Origin of the sequence: Burkholderia oklahomensis C6786 (assembly GCF_000959365.1) — a bacterium.
Taxonomy (GTDB): Bacteria; Pseudomonadota; Gammaproteobacteria; order Burkholderiales; family Burkholderiaceae; genus Burkholderia; species Burkholderia oklahomensis.
In genome coordinates this window covers 3,774,836-3,795,788 of sequence record NZ_CP009555.1, presented here as the reverse complement: position 1 = coordinate 3,795,788, position 20,953 = coordinate 3,774,836, and the positions used below count along the sequence as shown (strand labels likewise).

20 protein-coding genes are annotated in these 20,953 nt (G+C 69.2%); 5 read left to right on the top strand and 15 right to left on the bottom strand.

The genetic code is table 11. The features are described from left to right. Nucleotides 1–278 precede the first annotated feature (278 nt). Nucleotides 279–1,451, bottom strand: a complete 1,173-nt coding sequence (locus tag BG90_RS16910) for an MFS transporter (RefSeq protein ID WP_045568238.1) — start codon at nucleotides 1,449–1,451, stop codon at nucleotides 279–281. 113 nt (nucleotides 1,452–1,564) lie between these two features. Here BG90_RS16910 and BG90_RS16905 point away from each other — a divergent pair, with 113 nt between their 5' ends. The 3 genes from BG90_RS16905 to BG90_RS16895 all read left to right on the top strand — a co-directional run bounded on the left by BG90_RS16905 (nucleotide 1,565) and on the right by BG90_RS16895 (nucleotide 3,774). Further along, nucleotides 1,565–2,056, top strand: a complete 492-nt coding sequence (locus BG90_RS16905) for a MarR family winged helix-turn-helix transcriptional regulator (RefSeq protein WP_010115376.1) — start codon at nucleotides 1,565–1,567, stop codon at nucleotides 2,054–2,056. A gap of 327 nt (nucleotides 2,057–2,383) precedes the next feature. Continuing rightward, nucleotides 2,384–2,920 carry a MarR family winged helix-turn-helix transcriptional regulator gene (locus BG90_RS16900; RefSeq protein ID WP_010115375.1) on the top strand — a complete coding sequence of 179 codons (537 nt, stop codon included), beginning with the start codon at nucleotides 2,384–2,386 and terminating at the stop codon, nucleotides 2,918–2,920. Then, a complete protein-coding gene (locus tag BG90_RS16895) occupies nucleotides 2,917–3,774 on the top strand; it encodes a DMT family transporter (RefSeq protein WP_010115372.1) in 858 nt (285 codons plus the stop codon). Before BG90_RS16900 ends, BG90_RS16895 begins: the two co-directional genes overlap by 4 nt. Nucleotides 3,775–4,003: 229 nt before the next feature. Here the strand turns inward: BG90_RS16895 and BG90_RS16890 are convergent, their stop codons facing one another. The 5 genes from BG90_RS16890 to BG90_RS16870 all read right to left on the bottom strand — a co-directional run bounded on the left by BG90_RS16890 (nucleotide 4,004) and on the right by BG90_RS16870 (nucleotide 9,225). Then, nucleotides 4,004–4,774, bottom strand: coding sequence for a class I SAM-dependent methyltransferase (locus tag BG90_RS16890; RefSeq protein WP_010115370.1), 771 nt, complete (start codon nucleotides 4,772–4,774; stop codon nucleotides 4,004–4,006). 243 nt (nucleotides 4,775–5,017) lie between these two features. Then, nucleotides 5,018–6,130 carry a branched-chain amino acid ABC transporter substrate-binding protein gene (locus BG90_RS16885; protein WP_025989808.1) on the bottom strand — a complete coding sequence of 371 codons (1,113 nt, stop codon included), beginning with the start codon at nucleotides 6,128–6,130 and terminating at the stop codon, nucleotides 5,018–5,020. A 221-nt stretch (nucleotides 6,131–6,351) separates the two neighbouring features. Next, entirely contained in the window at nucleotides 6,352–6,891 is a 540-nt protein-coding gene (locus BG90_RS16880; protein ID WP_010103610.1) for a MarR family winged helix-turn-helix transcriptional regulator, read from the bottom strand. 495 nt (nucleotides 6,892–7,386) lie between these two features. Then, nucleotides 7,387–8,091: a glutathione S-transferase N-terminal domain-containing protein gene (locus BG90_RS16875; protein WP_010115368.1), complete on the bottom strand. Its 705-nt coding sequence runs from the start codon at nucleotides 8,089–8,091 to the stop codon at nucleotides 7,387–7,389. A gap of 213 nt (nucleotides 8,092–8,304) precedes the next feature. Further along, complete coding sequence (locus BG90_RS16870) at nucleotides 8,305–9,225, bottom strand: LysR family transcriptional regulator (RefSeq protein WP_010115366.1); 921 nt, start codon at nucleotides 9,223–9,225, stop codon at nucleotides 8,305–8,307. Nucleotides 9,226–9,320: 95 nt separating this feature from the next. Here BG90_RS16870 and BG90_RS16865 point away from each other — a divergent pair, with 95 nt between their 5' ends. After that, the gene (locus BG90_RS16865) at nucleotides 9,321–9,770 is read left to right on the top strand and encodes a GlcG/HbpS family heme-binding protein (protein WP_010103607.1); all 450 of its coding nucleotides are present in this window, start codon (nucleotides 9,321–9,323) and stop codon (nucleotides 9,768–9,770) included. Continuing rightward, nucleotides 9,767–10,561: an SDR family oxidoreductase gene (locus BG90_RS16860; protein ID WP_010103606.1), complete on the top strand. Its 795-nt coding sequence runs from the start codon at nucleotides 9,767–9,769 to the stop codon at nucleotides 10,559–10,561. Before BG90_RS16865 ends, BG90_RS16860 begins: the two co-directional genes overlap by 4 nt. A gap of 181 nt (nucleotides 10,562–10,742) precedes the next feature. On the opposite strand, the gene arcC is transcribed toward BG90_RS16860, so the two are convergent. The 9 genes from arcC to osmF all read right to left on the bottom strand — a co-directional run bounded on the left by arcC (nucleotide 10,743) and on the right by osmF (nucleotide 20,680). Continuing rightward, a complete protein-coding gene (gene arcC / locus BG90_RS16855; protein WP_010115364.1) occupies nucleotides 10,743–11,684 on the bottom strand; it encodes a carbamate kinase in 942 nt (313 codons plus the stop codon). 63 nt (nucleotides 11,685–11,747) lie between these two features. After that, on the bottom strand, nucleotides 11,748–12,758 hold the full coding sequence (locus BG90_RS16850; protein ID WP_010103604.1) for an ornithine carbamoyltransferase: 1,011 nt from the start codon (nucleotides 12,756–12,758) through the stop codon (nucleotides 11,748–11,750). A 62-nt stretch (nucleotides 12,759–12,820) separates the two neighbouring features. After that, nucleotides 12,821–14,077, bottom strand: coding sequence for an arginine deiminase (arcA, locus tag BG90_RS16845; protein ID WP_010103603.1), 1,257 nt, complete (start codon nucleotides 14,075–14,077; stop codon nucleotides 12,821–12,823). A 17-nt stretch (nucleotides 14,078–14,094) separates the two neighbouring features. After that, nucleotides 14,095–15,549, bottom strand: a complete 1,455-nt coding sequence (gene arcD / locus BG90_RS16840) for an arginine-ornithine antiporter (protein ID WP_010115363.1) — start codon at nucleotides 15,547–15,549, stop codon at nucleotides 14,095–14,097. Between the two features lie 157 nt (nucleotides 15,550–15,706). Beyond that, complete coding sequence (locus tag BG90_RS31145) at nucleotides 15,707–16,039, bottom strand: hypothetical protein (protein ID WP_010103601.1); 333 nt, start codon at nucleotides 16,037–16,039, stop codon at nucleotides 15,707–15,709. A 717-nt stretch (nucleotides 16,040–16,756) separates the two neighbouring features. Further along, nucleotides 16,757–17,593: an ABC transporter permease gene (locus BG90_RS16830; protein ID WP_045568237.1), complete on the bottom strand. Its 837-nt coding sequence runs from the start codon at nucleotides 17,591–17,593 to the stop codon at nucleotides 16,757–16,759. Further along, on the bottom strand, nucleotides 17,590–18,528 hold the full coding sequence (locus tag BG90_RS16825; protein ID WP_010115358.1) for an ABC transporter ATP-binding protein: 939 nt from the start codon (nucleotides 18,526–18,528) through the stop codon (nucleotides 17,590–17,592). The genes BG90_RS16830 and BG90_RS16825 overlap by 4 nt, the downstream gene beginning before the upstream one ends. Beyond that, nucleotides 18,525–19,745 (bottom strand): ABC transporter permease, encoded by a 1,221-nt coding sequence (locus BG90_RS16820; RefSeq protein WP_045568236.1) that lies wholly within the window; start codon nucleotides 19,743–19,745, stop codon nucleotides 18,525–18,527. The genes BG90_RS16825 and BG90_RS16820 overlap by 4 nt, the downstream gene beginning before the upstream one ends. Next, entirely contained in the window at nucleotides 19,742–20,680 is a 939-nt protein-coding gene (osmF, locus tag BG90_RS16815) for a glycine betaine ABC transporter substrate-binding protein OsmF (protein WP_010103588.1), read from the bottom strand. The genes BG90_RS16820 and osmF overlap by 4 nt, the downstream gene beginning before the upstream one ends. Nucleotides 20,681–20,953 lie beyond the last annotated feature (273 nt).

Genomic DNA, 20,953 nt, shown 5'->3' with positions numbered 1-20,953 from the left:
TGCGAGTCGTGACGCACGCGTCGTTGCGCCCGAAGCGGCGCAGTGCCCCGCGCCGGCAGTCGAGCCGGCAATCGCGTGCTGGTCGCCGCGTCGGCGAATCGAATCGCCGGATCCCGCCGAAATCGTGCCGCCACGGCGGCCTCGATCCGACCGCCGCCACTGCGGCCGTCGCCGGCGACGCGACAAGCATGACGGACATGGACGACTTGACGATTTGACGCGAGACGCCGGAAAACGCACGGCATACGCACCGCGTCTCGCGAAGCACGCAAATCAAATCACGCGCCGCTTCGCGCGACGGCGAGCCGCAGCGGCGCGAAGCGCGCGGCCATCGCTGCCATCACGGCGCACACGGCGGCCATGAAGCCCCACGCCGGCGACAGATCGGCGACGTTCTGCCGGATCACGCCCGCGACGAACGGGAAGAGGCCCGCGATCAGGTAGCCGATTCCCTGGACGAATCCGGCGAGCGCGCCGGCCTCGGCCGCGCTCGGCGCGTGATCGAGCGCGACGATCAGCGGCAGCGGGAACAGTGCGCCGATGCCGAGGCCGATCAGCAGCGACGCGGGCAATGCGAAATCGAGCGGCGCCGCGATCAGCGCAATCAAGCCGGCGAACAGCGACGCGATCGCGGCGAAGAGCGCGGGGCGGCGATCCGGCAGGCGATCGATGAACGTCGACACGGTGAGCCCCGCGACGACCTCGGCGAGCGTCACGCCGCCGAGCAGGCCGCCCGCCGCTTCGGGCGACCAGCCGAGCGACACGTAATAGGGCGGCAGCCACGCAAGCACGAGCGTGTAGGCGCCCGTGCCGAGGCCGAAGAAAGCGGCGAGCAGCCAGGCGCGCGCGCCGTGCGTGCGCCGCGCGGCCGGGCGCGCATGCGCGTCGCGGGCCGCCGCGCGCGTGGCGGGCGGCCACAGCATCGCGGCCGCGACGGCGGGCAACGCCCAGCCGGCGAGCGCGAGCGTCCAGCCGATCGCGTGCGCGGCAAATGGCGTCGCGACGCTCGCGAATACGGCGCCGCCCATGATCGACGTCGAATAGAAGCCCATCACGCTGCCCGCGCGCGCGGCGAATTCGGCCTTGATGAAGGCGGGCAGGAGCGCCTGCACGGCCGCGATGCCGAGCCCCGCGCAGAGCGCGGAAGCAAGCAGCACGGCGGGCGTGCTCGCCGCGGCGCGCGCCGCGCACGCGAGCCCGATCAGCGCGACGCCGAGCCACACGCCCGCGCGCACGCCGGCGCGCCGCGCGAGCCATGGCGCGCTCAGCGCGCCCGCGCCCATCAGCAGGATCGGCACGGTCGTCAGCAGGCTCGCCGCGCTGTCGGACAAGCCGGTCGCGCGCTGGATCGTATCGAGGAGCGGCCCGAGCGACGCGAGCACCGGACGCAGGTTGAGGCCGACGAGGACGATGGCGGCGAGCCGCCAAGCAGGAGAAACGAATGGGCGCATATCGATTGGATCAGCAGGCGGCCGGACGGCGTGCCTTACGTATAATTGTCTCGGCATCAAGATAAATTCGGCTTATCTCTACGTCAAGATAACTTGGATGGACGGGAGGGTTAATGGATCGTGCAGCACATGCGGTCGAGCAGTGGCGCCGCGAGCGCCCGGATCTCGACGCGTCCTCGATGATCGTGCTCGGCAGGCTGCAGGAGGCGGCGCTCGTCATCTCGCGCGACAGGCTCAATCCGCTCTTCGCGCGCTACGGCCTGCAGCCGGGCGAATTCGACGTGCTCGCGACGCTGCGCCGCAGCGGCGCGCCGTACGCGCTGACGCCGACGGCGCTCTATGATGCGGCGATGATTTCGTCGGGCAGCATGACGAACCGGATCGATCGCATCGAGAAGGCGGGGTGGGTCGAGCGGCGCCCGAATCCGGCGGACGGGCGCGGCACGCTCGTCGCACTGACGCCGGCGGGGCTCGCGCTGATCGACGACGTGGTCGTCGCGCACGTCGACAACCAGCGGCGCGTGCTGTCTTCGCTGAGCGACGCGGAGCGGCGTCAGCTCGCGAAGCTGCTCGACAAGCTGCTTCAAGGACAGGCGAAAGACTGATTGCGCGGCGTCCGGCGTCGCGCCCGGACGCCGGCCCATTTCACGGTTCGCGGTTCGAGGTTCGCACGCGAGCGTGGAACGGGGTGAGCGACGTGTCGTGCCGCCTCGCGACGATCGCGGTCGCTTGGCGCGAACCGGCCCTCCCATCCCGTGAAGACGAGCGCTGCCAGGCGATGTCCGGCCCTTCCGATCACCTGTCCTTTTCTTCTCCGCGAAACACGAAAACGGCCTTGCGGCCGCCGCGGCATCGCATGCGCAAAAAACCTTGCGGCAATTTTGATTGCCATATACTTGCATCATGCAAGCATTCGATCCGGAGCCGTCAGCATGCCCGCCGTCCCGTCCGCCACCCGAACGCCGAAATCCCCCAAATCGCAGAAACCCGCTGCGCCGCTGCGCCTGGGCAACTGGCTTCCGTATCGGCTGTTCGTCGTCGCCGCGCAGGTCGCGCGCCCGCTCGAGGCGTTCTATTCCGAGCGCTTCGGCCTGACGCAGGCGGCATGGCGCATCCTGGCGGTGATTGCCGATCGCGCGGGCGCGAACGCGACCGAGATCGGCCTCGCGTGCGCGCTCGATCCGTTCACCGTGAGCCGCGGCATCGGCCAGCTCGTCACGCTGGGCTTCGCGCGGCGCACGGTCGCGAAGAACGATCGACGCTTCGCGTCCGTCACGATCACCGCGAAAGGCCGCGCGGCGTTCGACGAAATCGCGGCGCTCGGGATTGCGATCGAGCAAAACCTGCTCGCGACGCTGTCGGACGACGAAACGCGCGTGCTCGATGCGGCGTTGCGCAAGCTCGAGAACGCGAGCGCGCGGATCGAGGCCGAGGACTGGCGCTCGCTCGTCGGGCGAGGCGCGTCATGACCGCGCTCCTGTTCGGCCTGACCGCGCTGCTGTGGGGCGGCGGCGCGCTCGCGACCGCGATGCAGGCGGGCGCGACGCCCGTGCTCTGGTCGGTGTCGATGCGCATGGCGCTCGCCGGCGTGCTGCTGCTCGGCTACGGTCGCTGGAAGGGGCAAGCGCTGGGAATCCCGCGCCGGGACCGCGTGTTCGTCGCGCTCCAGGGCGCGCTCTTTTTCGCGTTCGCGTTCATCACGTTCTACGAAGCGACGCGGCGCATTCCGAGCGGGCTCGCCGCGCTCGTGCTGTCGACGTCGTCGCTGTTCGCCGCGCTCCTCGGCCGCGCGCTGCTCGGCACGCCGCTCGCGCGCTCGTTGCTGTGGGGCGCCGCATGCGGAATCGCGGGCGTCGGCATCATCGTCGGGCCGTCGCTCGGCACGGTGCGGGCCGGGTCCGCATCCGGCTTCGCGTGGGCGCTCGTCGCGGCGGTCGCGACGGCGGCGGGCACCGTCGTCGGCGCGCGCAACCAGCGGGCAGGGCTGCCGACCGTCGCGATCCTCGGCTGGGGCGCGCTCGTCGGCTCCGCGACGAGCGCCGCCTGGGCCGGCGCGCAGCACGTGCCGTTCGTCGCCGACTGGTCGGTGCGCTACGTCGGCAGCCTGCTGTATCTCGCGATCGGCGCGTCGTGCGTGACGTTCATGCTGTACTTCGACCTCGTGCGGCGGCTCGGGCCCGGCAAGGCCGCCTATACGCTCGCCGCGGTGCCGATCGTCGCGCTCGGGCTGTCCGCGCTGTTCGAAGGGCTGCATCTGGATGCGCGGATTCTCGTCGGCGCGGCGGCCGTGCTCGCCGGAAACGTGCTCGTCCTGCGCGGATGAGCGCGGCGAGCCAAGCGTGCGGCGCGGGCTTCCGCTGGCTGCCTCGCAAGCGGATGCGCATGCGTCGAACGTCGGCCACCGTTCATCCGAGCCGGTTCGTCTGCAATTCGAATGAACGATCCGGAACGCCGCTCGCGCAAGCGCAATGCGCGCGCCGGCGATCGTCCGGCGCCGGATCGCCACCGCCGCGTCGATATCGAAGTCCCGCTCCGCACCCGAGCGCGGCGCGTCAAGCGAGCCGCTGCGCGACCATCACGGTCATCGGCCACATCAGCGCATGGCCGGCGCGCGTCGTGCTGACGCTCAGGAACGTCTCGGCCGCGGCCAGACAATCGGCGTCGGAATACGCGTCGGTCGCCGAAAAGAGCAGCCGCAGGAAATGGCCGATCGCCTTGCGGCTGTCGAATTCCCACGGCACCGTCACCTCGCAAAAACGCGGCTCGCTCCACCCGGTCAGTGCGCACAGCGTCTTCGCGAATTCCTCGGACAGGAACGCGACTTCATGTCCCGTCGAGCAGCTTTTCGCGATGAAGCCGTCGAAGTAGCGCGCGAGCGGCGTGCCCGCGAAGATGTCGTAGATCACGAGGCGCGCGCCGGGACGCACGTGACGCGCACAGGCGGCGAACGCCGACGTCTTGTCGGTCACGTGATGGATCGCGCCGCGGCTCCAGACCGCGTCGAAATCGCGCGTGTCGAGATGCAGCGCGTCGGCCGCCTGCTGGACGACGCGGATGTTCGAATCGGGCGCCCCGCGCAGCGCGTCGAGCTGCTCGATCGACGGATCGGTCACGACGAGACGCCCGGACGGTCCGAGCGCGGCCGAGATCGCACGGCTGAAATAGCCGCTGCCGCCGCCGATCTCGAGAATCTTCTCGCCCGGAGACGGCCGCAGGAAGCGGCGCATGCATTCGATGTCCTGCCGCCACGCGTCGGGATAGAGCGACAGCGCGTCCTTGTAGTGCGTCGAGCGATTGCCGGCGAATTCGATTACGTCCGTCATGTGGGATCTCCAGGCGACCGGGGCGTCTCCGGGCCCGCGGCCGCAATGAGTTCAGGATTTTTCTTCGAATGGATGTCCATCGTGTGCGTGCCGTGTGCGGCGTATGGATCGGGCGATGCAGGTTGGCCTCGTCGCGCCGTCCCGGCCATGTTCGTTTGTCGCTGCGGCCGGCTGCCGGGCGCTCCTGCGATGCGATCGATGCGATTCGGACATCGCACGCACGCGCGGCCGCCGAACCCGGCGTCAGTCGAGCACCGGCACGAGCGCGCCGCGCTGCACCCGGTAGAGCGTCACCGCGCCGTTGACGTTGTCGCCCTGCGGATTGAAGCGGATCCTGCCGATCACGCCGTCATAGCGCGTCTTCGCGAGCGCGCCCAGATAGACGGCCGGATCGGGCGAGTTCGCCCGGCGCATTGCGTCGGCGAGCAGCATCACGGCGTCGTAGCCGTACGGCGCGAACACGATCACCTTGCCGTAGCGCGCCGCGAAGCGCCGCTCGAAATCGGCGTAGCCCGCCATCTTCGTATGCGGGGCGCCCGCCTGCGTGCAGTACTGGCCTTCGTTCGCGCCCGACGACAGCGCGGTCCATTGCCCCGTGCACACGCCGTCGCCGCCGACGAAGATCGCGTCGAGCCCGAGCGCCTTCATCTGCCGCACCATCGGCCCCGCCTGCGCGTCCGCGCCTCCGTAGACGATCACGGCCGCATGCTCGCCTTTCACGCGCGTCAGGATCGATGCGAAATTGACCGCGGCGTCGGTCGTGTAGTCGCGCGAAATCCGCGTGACGCCGCTCGCGCGCAGCGTCTTCTCCGCTTGATCGATGAGACCCTGCCCATATGCGCCGCGATCGTCGATCAGCGCGATCGGCTGGCCTTTCGCGAACTTCGCGGCGAGCGCGGCGAGCGACGCGCCTTGCTGGTCGTCGGTCGCCATCAGCCGGAACGCCGTCTTGTAGCCTTGCTGCGTGTACGCGGGGGTGGTCGCGGCGGGCGCGATCTGCGGAATCCCGGCGGCCGCGTAGACTTTCGCCGCCACGATCGTCGGCCCGGAATTCAGGTCGCCGACGACGCCCGCGACGCGCGCGTCGACGAGGCGCTGCGCGACCTGCACGGCCTGGCGCGGATCGCCCTGATCGTCTTCGACGACGAGCTCGAACTTCACCGGCTTGCCGCCGATCGTGGGCGACGTGCGATTCAGATCGTCGACGGCCAGTTGCGCGCCGAACTGGACATCCTTGCCCAAGTGCGCGACGGGCCCCGTCAGCGGCATCGCGACGCCGATCCTGACGATCGATTGCGCGTGCGCGTCGAAGCCGATCGCGGCCAGCAACAATAGACACCCTATGCGAACGTTCATGTCGACCCTCGCTCGAGGACAGGTAACGACCACCGACGCCAGACGACCGGCGAAAACCGCATCGATCCGGATGCCGAATCGTTTTCCGCATGGATCGACGGCATCCGGCACGGCTGGTCGCGAACACGCCGCACTATCGAGTTCTCGTTGTGTTCGTCGCGCGCGTGCGGCGATGCCGCGCGCGATGCCCGGCCCTCGGAAATGGCCGTCGAAACCGGCGCTCAAGGCTCGTCGAGCAGGCGCTGCCAGCCGACGATCGCGAGGCGCTCGCTCTCGCGCCCGATCTTCGGCAACGTATCCCTGAGCAGCGCGCATTGCTCGGGCGTCAGCACGTCGAGCATGCGCTTCTCCGCCGCGACGCCCACGGCGGCGATCTCGTCGAATGCGTCGCGGCCGACGGACGTCGCCATCAGGCACGCGTAGCGGCGGTCGTTGTGCGCGGCGTCGCGCCGGGCGAAGCCCGCCGCGACGAGCTGCGCGATCCCTCGGCTGACCGACACCGCGTCCATGCCGAGCGCCGCGCCGATCTGCCGCGCGTTCGCGCCCGGCCTGTCGACGATCGTCGCGAGAATCCGCCACGCCTGCTGGCTGATTCCGTAGCGCGGGCCGTAGAACTCCGCGAGCAGGCGCGCGACGTGCTGCGCGGGCAGAAACAACTGGTAGGGGAGCCATTCGTCGAGCCGCAGCGCCGGCGGGGCGGAAGCCGCGAGCGAATCGTCTTGCGGCACGGCCGCCCCCGATTGTTTGCCGATTGGTTTCATTTTGAAAATATTCGAGCCCAAAAAAACGGCCGATGCCGATCCGGTGTTCATGCCGCCGCCGCCGATTGCGCGCGCAGCGCCTTTTCGTATGGAGTCCGTACGCAAGGAGCGCGCCAACGCCGCCGCCATCCTTGGCCGGCGTGGCTTCGCGGTCAAAATGAAGCACAGCGTCCCGAAACGACGCCGCGCTTTATGCACCATTCGGAGAACAATCCGCACCAACGCGCGACCGGCGTGCCGTGATCGGATGCATGCGCGCGGCGCGTGCCGGGCCGGGCGACCGGACACGGCCCGGCGGCGGATCGGGAAGAGAGGGGAAGCGAGACCTGCGCGATGCGGTCGCGCTGAGCGTTGCCGATCGCGTCCGTCACGACCGTCATGATCGCGACGGACGGGAAGAGATCGGCCGAGCCGCAGGCGGCCGCCTATGCGCCTATGCGCCGGGCGCCGGTTGCCCGGCCACGCGCGGCGGCGCATCCGCGTGACGAGACGCGGCTACGGCCGCGCGGGAATGTTCAACCCGCGCGCGACCGCGGGCCGCGCGAGAAACGCGTCGAGCGCGCGCGCGACGTTCGGATAGCGGTCGAATTCGACGAGCTCGCGCGCTTCATAGAAGCCGATCAGGTTGCGCACCCATGGGAACGTCGCGATATCGGCGATCGTATAGGCGTCGCCCATGATCCACGTGCGGTCCGCGAGGCGGCCGTCGAGCACCGCGAGCAAGCGCTTCGCCTCGCCGACGTAGCGGTCGCGCGGACGCTTGTCCTCGTACTCGCGGCCCGCGAACTTGTGGAAGAAGCCGACCTGGCCGAACATCGGCCCGATGCCGCCCATCTGGAACATCAGCCACTGGATCGTCTCGTAGCGGCGCGCGGGATCGGCCGGAACGAACTGGCCGGTCTTGTCGGCGAGATAGAGCAGGATCGCGCCCGATTCGAACAGCGCGAGCGGCTTGCCGCCCGGACCGTGCGGATCGATGATCGCCGGAATCTTGTTGTTGGGGTTCAGCGACAGGAACTCGGGCGACATCTGGTCGTTCGTGTCGAAGCGCACGACGTGCGGCTCGTACGGCAGCCCCGTTTCCTCCAGCAGGATCGACACCTTGACGCCGTTCGGCGTCGGCAGCGAATAGAGCTGGATGCGGTCCGGATGCTGCGCGGGCCATTTCTTCGTGATAGGGAACTCGGAGAGATCGGACATGGAGGGACTCGGTCGATGAATCGATGAATCGATGAAGAAGGCGAGCCCGGGCGGGCGGCGCGGTTCGCACAATGTAGCCGATCCCGCGCATTGTTGCCGGCGGCGGCGCGTTGCGCCGCGCAGGCGCTTGCGCGCGAGGCGCGCGGACCATGCCGTCGCCAGGCGAGAGCGAAGCGCGGAGCGGACCGGCGCCGCGGCGGCGAACGCGAGCCGTCAGCGCCGTCCTTCGGCCGCCGCGTGCTCGCGCAGCACCGCGATGAACGCGCGCAGCTTCGGCGGCACGTGCTTGCGGTTCGCGTAGTAGAGCCACATCGGCGGCAGCGTGCGGCACGCGCCCGGCAGCACTTCGCGCAGCGTGCCGCGGCGCAGGTCGTCCTCGATCCGCTCGCGCATGAACACGAACGCGATGCCCGCGCCCGCGCGCGCGGCGTCGATCACCGCGCCCGTATCGGTGCTGACGAAGCGGCCCGCGACGTCGAGATCGACGTCGCGGCGGCCGTCGCGCAGCGGCCACTTGTGCAGCCGGCCGCTCTTCGGGAAGCGGAAGCGGATGCACATGTGCCGCGCGAGGTCGGCGACCTTCGCCGGCGTGCCGTGCTGCGCGAGATAGCCGGGCGTCGCGACGAGCGCGCACGCGAGCGCGGGCGCGATCTTCACGCCGACCATCCCGGGCTGCAGCCGGTCGGCCAGGCGTATCCCGGCGTCGAACCGCTCCTTGACGATATCGACGAGATGATCCTCGTAGCGAATCTCGACGCTCACTTTCGGGTAGCGGCGGAAGAACTCGGCGAGCACGTCGGCCGTGACGACCGATTTCGCGAGATGCAGCGCGCTGATCCGCAGCAGGCCTTCGGGCTCGTCGCGCGCGTCGTTCAGCGCGTCGCGCGCGTCGACGACCTGCCGGTACGGCTGCGCGGTCGCGTCGTGATAGCGCTGGCCGGCTTCGGTCAGGCTCACGCCGCGCGTGCTGCGGCTGAACAGCTTGACTTTCAGCTCGCTTTCGAGCTGCCCGATCGCGAGGCTCACGGCGGCGGGCGTCAAGCCGAGCGCCGCCGCCGCGCGCGTGAAATTGCCGTGCGTGACGACGCTGATGAACACGTGCAGACCGCCGAGCGGATCGCGTCGCAGAGTCATTAGAAAAACTTGATACGTTTGTGAGCGGAATAGCGATTCTCTCAGATACCGCCGATCCCTACACTGGCTCGCAGTCGAACCGCCAGGAGCCGCCGATGTCCGCCGAACTCACCCTCGAACGCGCGCAGCGCATCATCGACGCCGGCGTCGCGAACGCCGCGCGGCTGAACGCCGCGGGCGTCGCAGTCGCGATCGCCGTCGTCGACGCCGGCGCGCATCTCGTCGCGTTCGCGCGGATGGACGACGCGTTCATCGGCGCGATCGACCTCGCGACGCGCAAGGCCGGCACGTCCGCGCGCTTCCGGATGCCGAGCGCGTCGCTCGGCGCGCTGTCGGCGGGCGATGGGCCGATCCGGACGATCGAGCACAGCAACGGCGGGCTCGTCACGTTCGGCGGCGGCCTGCCGCTCGTCGGCGCGCACGGGCGCTGCATCGGCGCGGTCGGCGTGTCGGGCGGCACGGTCGACGAGGACGACGCGATCGCCCGGGCGTGCGTCGACGCTTTCGCAACCCTTCTGAACGCAGGACAAGGAGCAAGGACATGACTCAGAAACGCATGCTGGTGACGGGCGCAGGCTCGGGCTTCGGTCGCGAGGTCGCGCTGCGGCTCGCCGCGAAAGGCCATCACGTGATCGCGGGCGTGCAGATCGCGCCGCAGATCACCGAACTGAACGCCGAGGCCGCGCGGCGCGGCGTCGAGCTCGACGTCGTGAAGCTCGACGTCACGTCGGCGCGCGACCGCGCGCAAGCCGCGCATTGGAACGTCGACGTGCTGCTGAACAACGCCGGCGCGGGCGAAGCGGGCGCGCTCGTCGATCTGCCCGTCGACATCGTCCGCGAGCTGTTCGAGACCAACGTGTTCGGGCCGCTCGAGCTGACGCAGCAGGTCGCGCGCGGGATGATCGCGCGCGGGCGCGGCAAGATCGTGTTCGTGTCGTCGATCGCCGGGCTCATCACGGGCGCCTACACGGGCGCGTATTGCGCGTCGAAGCACGCGGTCGAAGCGCTCGCCGAGGCGATGCACGCGGAGCTCGAAGCGCACGGCATCCGGATCGCGGTCGTCAATCCTGGGCCGTACAGCACGGGCTTCAACGACCGGATGATGGAGACGCCGCGCCGCTGGCTCGATCCGGCGCGCGACACGGCGACGCCCGCGAAGCTGACGTTCCCGCTCGAGCAGTTCGATCCGGAGGAGATGATCGAGAAGATGGTCGAAGTGACCGAAGGCGACGGCGGGCTGTTCCGGAACCTGCTGCCCGCCGCGGTCGAGCAGTTCGTGCGCGACGAGCAGGCGCGCGCGTGGACGCGCCGTCAGAGCGACGACGGCGGGGCGTGAGCGCACGGGCGGGCGGGGCGCGGCGTGTTGCCCGCCGGCCGCAGGACGACGATGATGCGGGCCGCATCGGCCGGCGATCTCGCGCGGGCCTCCTTCTGCACGCGATCAAGACGCCAACCACGACGATCGCGCCCGGCCGTCCACCGCTTCGCCCGCCCCCCGGCGCACGCGACGCCTTCCGTTACCGCGGCTTGCGGTAGCGGATCCCGTCCACCTTCGTGCTGACGCGCGTGCCGGCCCGGCCTTCGGCGATCGCGACGATGTCCGCCAGCGAGCCGATCACCGCGTCGCCCCCCGTCTGTCTCGCGAATTCCATCGCCGCCTGCACCTTCGGCCCCATCGAGCCGGCGGCGAAGCCGAGCCGTTCGAGCGCGTCCGGATGCGCGGCCTCGATCAGCGACTGCGTCGGTTTGCCCCAGTCGACGTACGCGCCGTCGACGACCGTCGCGATCACGAGCAGGTCCGCATGCAGCTCGCGCGCGAGCAGCGACGCGCACAGATCCTTGTCGATCACCGCCTCGACGCCCGCGAGCTTGCCGCTCGCGTCGTAGCGCGTCGGGATGCCGCCGCCGCCCGCGCAGATCACGATCGTGCCTTTCTCGAGCAGCCACTTGACCGGACGGATCTCGAAGATGCGCCGCGGCCGCGGGCTCGGCACGACGCGGCGGAACTGGTCGCCGTCGGGCGCGATGCGCCAGCCTTTTTCCTGCGCGAGCCGCTCGGCCTCGTCGCGCGAGTAGACGGGGCCGATCGGCTTCGTCGGATGATCGAACGCCGGATCGGCCGGATCGACCTCGACTTGCGTCAGCAGCGTCGCGAACGGCGCGTCGGGCGGCAGCAGATTGCCCATCTCCTGCTCGATCAGATAACCGATCATCCCTTCCGTCTGCGCGCCGAGGACGTCGAGCGGGTAGGGCGCGACCTCGGCGTAGGCCGCGCCCTGCAGCGCGAGGAGCCCGACCTGCGGCCCGTTGCCGTGCGCGATCACGAGCTCGTTGCCGGGCGCGATCTGCGCGATCTGCGCGACCGCGATCTTCACGTTGTGCCGCTGCTGAGCCTCGGTCATCGGCTGATTGCGCTGCAAGAGCGCGTTGCCGCCCAATGCGATGACGATACGCATCATGTTTCTCCTTGAAAGTGCGGACGGCGCGATGCGCCGCGCCGTCCGGTTGCGCGCGTCGAATCGTCAGATGGCGCCGAGCGTCGACACGAGAACCGCCTTGATCGTATGCATGCGGTTTTCCGCCTGCTCGAACGCGATGCAGCGGGGCGATTCGAATACTTCGTCGGTGACTTCGATGCCGTCCTTCAGATGCGGATAGCGCTCCGCGATCGCCTTGCCGACCTTCGTCTCGCAGTTGTGGAACGCCGGCAGGCAGTGCATGAAGCGCGTGCGCGGGTTGCCCGTCGATTCGATCAGCTTGCGGTTCACCTGGTACGGCAGCAGCGCCTTGATCCGCTCGTCCCACGCGTCGACGGGCTCGCCCATCGACACCCATACGTCGGTGTGGATGAAATCGACGCCCTTGACCGCCTCGTACGGATCTTCGGTCAGCGTGAGCCGCGCGCCGCTTTCGGCCGCGAACGCCTCGCATTGCGCGACGAAGTCCGCGGCGGGCCAGAGCGATTTCGGCGCGCCGATCCGCACGTCCATCCCGAGCTTCGCGCCGATCAGCAGCAGCGAATTGCCCATGTTGTTGCGCGCGTCGCCGAGATACGCGTAGCGGATGTCGTGCAGCGGCTTGTCGCTGTGCTCGCGCATCGTCATCACGTCGGCGAGCATCTGCGTCGGGTGGTATTCGTCGGTGAGCCCGTTGAAGACGGGCACGCCCGCGTGGTGCGCGAGCTCCTCGACGATCTCCTGGCTGAAGCCGCGGTACTCGATCGCGTCGTACATCCGGCCGAGCACGCGCGCCGTGTCCTTCATGCTCTCCTTGTGGCCGATCTGCGACGACGTCGGATCGATGTACGTGACGTTCGCGCCCTGATCGTACGCGGCGACTTCGAACGCGCAGCGCGTGCGGGTCGACGTTTTTTCGAAGATGAGCGCGATGTTCTTGCGCAGCAGGCGCGGCTGCTCGGTGCCGCTGTACTTCGCGCGCTTCAGGTCGCGCGCGAGGTCGAGCAGGTAGCGCAGCTCGCGCGCGTTGTGGTGCATCAGGCTCAGCAGATTGCGGTTGTGCAGGTTGAAGCTCATCTGGTTTCTCCGTAGGTTGTCGGGAGGGCGGCGCTCGCGCGCCGCGACGCTTGCGCCGGCGCTCAGTAGTCGACGGGGTCGCGCAGCACCGGGCAGGTCATGCAGTGGCCGCCGCCGCGGCCGCGCCCGAGCTCGCTCGAGCCGATCGTGATCACCTCGATGCCCGCCTTGCGCAGCAGCGTGTTCGTGTACGTGTTGCGGTCGTAGCCGACGACGACGCCCGGCTCGACGCAGACCATGTTGTTGCCGTCGTCCCATTGCTCGCGCTCGGCCGCGAAATCGTTGCCGCCCGTCTCGACGACGCGCAGCGACTTGAGCCCGAGCGCCTGCGCGACGACATCGACGAACGGCTTGTCTTCGCGCTCGATGTCGATCCCGTAGTGCGCGTCGCCGCCCGGGCGCAGCGAGAACGGCACGATCCGGTTCACGACGTCCGGGAAGACCGTCACGAGATCGCGGTCGCAGAAGCTGAACACGGTGTCGAGGTGCATCGACGCGCGCGAGTTCGGCAGGCCGGCGACGATCACGCGCTCGGCCGCCCCCTTCGCGAACAGCGACTGCGCGAGCTGGCCGATCGCCTGGCGCGACGTGCGCTCGCCCATCCCGACGAGCACGACGCCGCGGCCGATCGGCATCACGTCGCCGCCTTCGAGCGTCGCCATGCCGTGATCCTGGTCGGGATCGCCGTACCAGATGTCGAACTTCGCGTCGGCGAACTGCGGATGGAACTTGTAGATCGCGGCGACGAGGAGCGTCTCCTGCCGGCGCGCCGGCCAATGCATCGGATTGAGCGTGACGCCGCCGTAGATCCAGCACGACGTGTCGCGCGTGAACATCATGTTCGGCAGCGGCGGCAGCACGAACGACGACTGGCCGAGGTAGTCGCGGAACAGCGTGAGCACCTTCGAGCGCTCGCCGCCCGTGATGTCGCTCGCGGCGACGCCGCCGATCAGGAATTCGGCGAGCGCGCGCGGCTCGAGGCCTTCGAGCCACGCGCGCATTTCGTCGACGAGGCCGACGCCGACGCTGTCGGGCGTGATCTTCCGGTCGAGGATCCACTTGAGCGCGACGGGATTCTTGACGGTCTCGGTCAGCAGGTTGTGCATCTCGAGCACTTCGACGCCGCGCTCGCGCATCTTCGACACGAAGTCGAAGTGGTCGCGCTTCGCCTGGTTCACCCACATCACGTCGTCGAACAGCAACGCGTCGCAATTGCTCGGCGTGAGACGCTGATGCGCGAGCCCCGGCGAGCAGACGAGCACCTTGCGCAGTTTGCCGACTTCGGAGTGGACACCGACTTGAGAGATGGCGTTGGTCATGTTGGTTACCTCTTCGATCAAAGGGTGATGAGCCCGCTATGGAGCGCGTAGGCCGCGAGAACCGCCGCGGCGGCCGCCGCCGCGAAGATGGGTTTCTCGGCGGCGGTGAAAACCGGCTTGCCGAGCTCGCGCTTCGCCTTCGCGAAGAAGAGCGCGCCCGGCGCATAGAGAAGGGCGGACAGCAGCAGGTACTTGACCCCGCCCGCGTACAGCAGCCAGACCGCGTAGAGCACGGCGAGCGCGGCGACGAAGCCGTCCTTGCGGCGGGCGCGCGCGTCGTTCTCGTAGGTCTCGCCGCGCACGGCGAGAAGGAGCGCATAGGCGGCCGACCAGAAATACGGAATCAGGATCATCGACGTCGCGAGATAGATCAGCGACAGATAGGTGCTTTGCGAGAACAGCGTGATGAGCAGGAACACCTGGACGAGCGCATTCGTGAGCCAGAGCGCGTTCGCGGGCACGTGATTCGCGTTCTCCTTGCGCAGGAACGCGGGCATCGTGTGGTCCTTCGCGGCCGAGAACATGATCTCCGCGCAGAGCAGCACCCACGACAGCAGCGCGCCGGCGAGCGACACGACGAGGCCGACGCTGATGAGGACGGCGCCCCAGTGGCCGACGACGTGCTCGAGCACGGCCGCCATCGACGGGTTCTGCAGCTTCGCGAGCTGCGGTTGCGTCATGATGCCGAGCGACAGCACGTTGACGAGCACGAGCACGAGCAGCACGCCGACGAAGCCGATCACGGTCGCGCGGCCGACGTCGCTACGCTTTTCCGCGCGCGCGGAGAAGATGCTCGCGCCTTCGATGCCGATGAAGACCCAGACCGTCACGAGCATCATGCTGCGGACCTGGTTCATCACCGAGCCGAGCGACGGGTTCGCGCGGCCCCAGATGTCGGCCTTGAACACGTCGAGCTTGAACGCGAAGAAGCAGATCAGGATGAACAGCGCGAGCGGGACGATCTTCGCGACGGTCGTGACGAGGTTGATGAACGCCGCTTGCCGGATCCCGCGCAGCACGAGGAAATGCACGGCCCACAGCAGCACCGACGCGCCCGCGATCGCGGCGGGCGTGTTGCCTTCGCCGAATATCGGGAAGAAGTAGCCGAGCGTCGAGAAGAGCAGCACGAAGTAGCCGACGTTGCCGATCCACGCGCTGATCCAGTAGCCCCACGCGGACGAGAAGCCCATGTAGTCGCCGAAGCCCGCCTGCGCGTACGCGTAGACGCCGCCGTCGAGCTGCGGCTTGCGGTTCGCGAGCGTCTGGAACACGAACGCGAGCGTGAGCATGCCGACCGCGGTGATCGCCCAGCCGATCAGGATCGCGCCGGCTTCGGCGGTGGCCGCCATGTTCTGCGGCAGCGAGAAGATGCCGCCGCCGATCATCGACCCGACGACGAGCGCGGTCAGCGCGCCGAGTCGCAGCTTGTTCGCGGCGGGTTTCGCCGCGACTTCTTGAATCACTTCAGCCATGATGTTTCCTCGCAGTCGCGTTCGCGCAAAATCGCGGCGTGCACGCGGCCATCGCGCGTCCGCCGGGGCGGATGAGCGCGGCGGTCTGCCGCTTGCATGCGCGGTCCGGCGGAACGCGCGTCGTTTGAAATCCGAAGGTGCGTGCTCGATGCGAGCGTTATCGGCGGAGCGTCGTCATCGGTCCGCCTTGTGGTGGTTGTGTCCGGGCTTCGCGTTGACGCCGCGCTTCAGCCGCGTCGCTGCGTTCCCAGAACGAAAAGACCCAGATGCCGATCCGGCGCCGCTTCCAGTACATGCCGTGCAGGCGGCGGCGGATTTCCGCGAGTGCGCCCCAGTTGGCGCCTTCGATGTCGATCAGCGCGCCCGGCCTCGGGCCCGATTGCCCGATGAATTGAATAGCGGTGAATTTTTTTCCGGTGTATTTGAATAGAAAAGCTTGAAGCTCTTCTCGTGTGACCCCCGGTTGAATATTTTCAATGCAGATTCTCATCACGCTTCCTGCTTTTGCTCGTCCGAATCCGCTCTCGATCGCTTTTGGCGATCGAATTTCCGCAGGCAGCGGAATCGAGCGATATATCCCGGTTCTTGCATGCGAAACGAGCTGATCGAACCCATCCAAAATTCGTCAAACTGGGCATTTGAATTCGCTGTCGTCGAATCAATTCTTCCTGATAGCTTACCGATTGAAAACAATTTAAACGGCTCTTTATGTCATGGATCAAAAAACGCGGAAAGGCGGCCGGGCGATGTGCAAACCGTATCGGGATCGGCGTGCATGTTGCCGTCGTTCGTGCTTGCGGTGGAGCCGTTTTTATCGGCCGCGCGAATCGACGTTCGTCGGACACGTGCGTGTCGCAATGACCTCCGATCGACGCAATTCCATCTTGCTGAAATCGTGATTGGTCGCGCTTCGGAAGCACGGGCGGACGGACGCGCTTGCGTCGCGTGCGGGCAGCGGTCCCGCGTGCCATGTTCGCGGTGAGCGAAGCGTTCGCCGCAACGGGCCGGAAGTGAATTCGTGGCGATGCGTGCGCGTCCATGCGCATCCCGTCATGCGTCGAGAGCATCGATCGATGACGCTTTCGATTTGTCTGTCGCGCATCGCGATCGCTCGCGCTTCACCGAGCAGCGCGGCGAAGCATTCGGCAAGCAAGCCGCTTCGCTCGATGCGACGATAGCCCGCGCTCGCGCGCGTCGCTCCCGCGTCCTACTCGCCGCCTTCGCGCGGCGTCGCCCTCACGGGCGCGATCCATCGCCCGATCACGCCGAGCGCGTCGTAGATCAGCACCGCGAGCAGCGCGACGATGAGGCCGCCTTGCAGCACAAACGCGGTGTTCGACGTCTGCAGCCCCGCGATGATCACGTCGCCGAGCCCCTTCGCCGCGACGGTCGAGCCGATCGTCGCGGTGCCGAGATTGATGACGACCGCGAGCCGGATGCCGTTCAGGATCACAGGAAACGCGAGCGGCAGCTCGACCCATGCGAGCCGCTGCAGCGCGCTCATCCCCATTCCGCGCGCGGCGTCGACGGCATCGGCGGGCACGTCCTGCAGCCCCGCGATCGTGCTCTCGAAGATGGGCAGCAGTCCGTACAGGATCAGCGCGATCAGCACGGGCTTCACGCCGAAGCCGACGGCCGGCACCGCGAGCGCGAGCACCGCGACGGGCGGGAAGGTTTGCCCGATATGCACGACGCTGCGCGCGACCGGCAGGAATTCCGCGCCCGCGCGCCGCGTGACGAAAATCCCGGCCGCGAGCGCGACGATCGCGCCCGCCGCGCTCGCCGCGCCGACGATCGCGAGATGCGACAGCGTCAGATCGAGGAGGCTCGCGCGCCGGTAGATCGCGGGCGCGCCGTTGTCGGCGAACGGTGCGAAGAGAGGCTCGAGCCAGCCGGGCCGCGCGAGCATCACGGCGAGCGCGGCCAGCGCGGCGACGCGCGCGAGCGTGACGAGCGCGTGCCGGCCCGCGGCGCCGAGCGCGCCCGGCGTGCGCGCCGCGCCCGTATCGGGCGCGGCGCCTGCGGCTTTGATCGCGCGCCTCATGCCGGCCGCTTCGCCTGCGCGACGATCGCATCGAGCGTGATGCGCTTCGTCGCCGCGCCGTCGGCGCTCGACACGGGAAGCGCGCTCGCGCCGCGCCACAGCAGCTCGGAGATCGCGTCGCGCAGCGTGAGCGCGCCCGATATCGGCTCGCCGGGCGCCGCGCCGGGCTCGGCGAGCGCGTCGACGCGCGTGAGCGCGAGCAGGCGCAGCGGCCGGTCGAGGCCCGCGACGAGCCGCTCGACGACGCCCGGCTGCGGCCGCCCGAGAATCTCGGCGGGCGAGCCCGCCTGCAGGATGCGCCCCGCGTCCATCACCGCGATCTGGTCGCCGAGCCGCAGCGCTTCGTCGATGTCGTGCGTGACGATCACGACCGTGATCCCGAGCCGCCGCTGCAGCGCGACGAGATCGTCCTGCGCCTTGCCGCGGATGATCGGGTCGAGCGCGCCGAACGGCTCGTCCATCAGCAGGATCGCGGGCTCGGCCGCGAGCGCGCGCGCGACGCCGACGCGCTGCTGCTGGCCGCCCGACAACTGATGCGGCAGCTTGCGCGCGTACGTGTCGTAATCGAGCTCGAACAGCTCGAGCAGCTCGCGCACCCGCGCGTCGATGCGCGCCGCGCGCCAGCCGAGCAGCCGCGGCACCGTCGCGACGTTGCGCTCGACCGTCCAGTGCGGGAAGAGGCCGTGCCCCTGGATCACGTAGCCGATCCCGCGCCGCAGCGTCTCGGCGGGCACGCTCGCGGTGTCGACGCCGTCGACGCGAATCGTCCCGCTCGTCGGCGCGATCAGCCGGTTGATCATCCGCAACAGCGTCGATTTGCCGCTGCCCGATGCGCCGACGAGCGCCGTCACCGTGCCGCGCGCGACCGCGAGCGACACGTCGTCGACCGCGGCGAGGTCGCCGAACAGCCGGCTCACGCGTTCGATCTCGATCATCGGCGCGCTCCTTTCGCGATCTCGGTCGCGGCCTCGAACAGCACGGCCGTGACGAGCGCGAGCGCGATCGTCGGCAGCGCGCCGAGCAGCACGAGGTCGGTCGCCGACTGGCCGATCCCCTGGAAGATGAACGTGCCGAAGCCGCCGCCGCCGATCAGCGCGGCGACCGCGGCGAGGCCGATGTTCTGCACGAGCACGATGCGCACGCCGGACAGCACGACGGGCAGCGCGAGCGGCAGCTCGACCGCGACGAGCCGCTCGCGGCCCGTCATCCCCATCGCCTGCGCGGCCTCGACGACGGCGGCCGGCACCTGCGCGAAGCCGACGACGACGCTCGACACGATCGGCAGCAGCGCATACAGGAAGAGGGCGATCAGCGCGGGCGCGACGCCGATTCCGCTCACGCCGAATGCGGCGGCGAGCGGCACGCGCGCGGCGAGGATCGCGAGGGGCGCCATCAGCAGGCCGTACAGCGCGATGCTCGGGATCGTCTGCACGACGTTCAGGAGCGGCAGCAGCGCGCCGCGCAGCGCGGCCGAGCGCGTGCAGCCGATGCCGAGCGGCACGCCGGCCGCGACCGCCGCGGCGACCGAGCCGGTGACGAGCGCAAGGTGGCGGATCGCCTCGCTGCGGAACGTGTCGGCGCGCACCGCATATTCCTGCATCACCGACAGCCCGTCCCAGCAGCCCCCGTGGATGAACGCCGCGAGCGCCGCGACCGCGGCGGCGAGCGCGACGAGACGGATGCCCGGCGCGAGCGCGATGCGGGCGAGCGCATCGGCGATCAGCACCGCGAACGCGAACAGCAGCAGCCACGCGCCCGCCGCGGGCGACACGCGCGCGAGCGGCGTGTCGGGCGTGACGAGGTGCGCGGGCGCGGCGCCGACGGCGATGCACAGCACGACGACGAGCGCGGCGCCGGCGGCGGCGCGCAAAGCGGCGCGGCTGCGGACGAGCGCGAACAGCGCGCCCGCCGCCCACAGCGAGGCGAGCGCACGAGCGTGTAGAGCGGGAAACACCGCGTCGAGCGCAAGCCCCGATCCGCCCGCGATCCGGTTCGCGCGCAGCGTGACGAACGGCTCGAAAAATGCCGCGTACGCGACGAGCACCGCGATCAGCACGCCGACCTTGTCGACGCGCGCGAGCCACGCCGGCGCCGCGTCCGGGCGCGACGCGGGGGCGGGCGCACCGGCTCCGCCCGCCGTGCGCGCCGTCATTTGACGAAGCCCTTCGATTTCAGATAGCTCGCCGCGACGCTCGCGGCCGGCTCGCCGTTGATCTGGATCCGCGCGTTGAGCGTCTGCAGCGTCTTCAGATCGAGGCTCGCGAACACCGGTTTCAGGTAATCGGCGATCTGCGGATGCGCTTTCAGCACCGCCTCGCGGACGATCGGCGTCGGCGCGTAGACGGGCTGCACGTGCTTGTCGTCGTCGAGGACCGTGAGCCCCGTCGCCGCGATGCCGCCGTCGGTGCCGTAGACCATCGCGGCGTTCACGCCGTCCGTCTGCTGCGCGGCGGCCTTGATCGTCGCGGCGGTGTCGCCGCCCGACAGCACGAGCATCTGCTCCGGCTTCAGCTTGAAGCCGTACGCCTTCTCGAACGACGGCAGCGCGGACGCGCTGTTGACGAATTCGGCCGACGCGGCGAGCTTCACCTTGCCGCCCGCGCCGACCCACTTGCCGAAATCGCTGAACGTCTTCAGATGCTGCGACTTCGCGACCGAGCTCAGCACCGCGACGCCCCACGTGTTGTTCGCGGGCGCGGGCGCGAGCCAGACGATCCGGTTCGCCGCGTAGTCGAGCTGCTTCGCGAGCGCGTAGCCTTGCGCGGCGTTCTTCCACGCGGGATCGTCGGCCTTGTTGAAAAAGAACGCGGCGTTGCCGGTGTATTCCGGGTAGATGTCGATTTCGCCCGTCGTCAGCGCGCGTCGGACGATCGGCGTCGCGCCGAGCCCGATCTTGTCGACGACGGCGATGCCGTGCGCCTTCAGCACCTGCGCGATCACGTTGCCGAGCAGGTTGCCTTCGGTGTCGATCTTCGACGCGACGGTCACCGCGTCGGCGGCGTGCGCGCCGGGCGCGGCGCAAACGAGCGAGACGGCCACCGCGGCGGCGGCCGCGCGCAGGGTACGGCTGAAACGGGGAATCTTCATCGGGGCTGGCACTCCTGTCGGACAGCAAAGGAACGGATGCGACGGCGTTCGTGCGCCCGCCCGGCGGGATTCGGCCGGGGGCGAAGCGGGGCCGAACGCATGCGGCAGGGGTTCAAGGTACTTGAGCAGGCGCGCTTTGGCAAACGAGGGCGCATTCAGGCGCGGCCGGAACGATCGTTTTGGACTGCGCATTTCCGTACCTTGGCGATACAATGCGACGGGCGAGGCAGCATATCCGAACGGATATTGCACTGCACCGTCATTCGTCGCTTT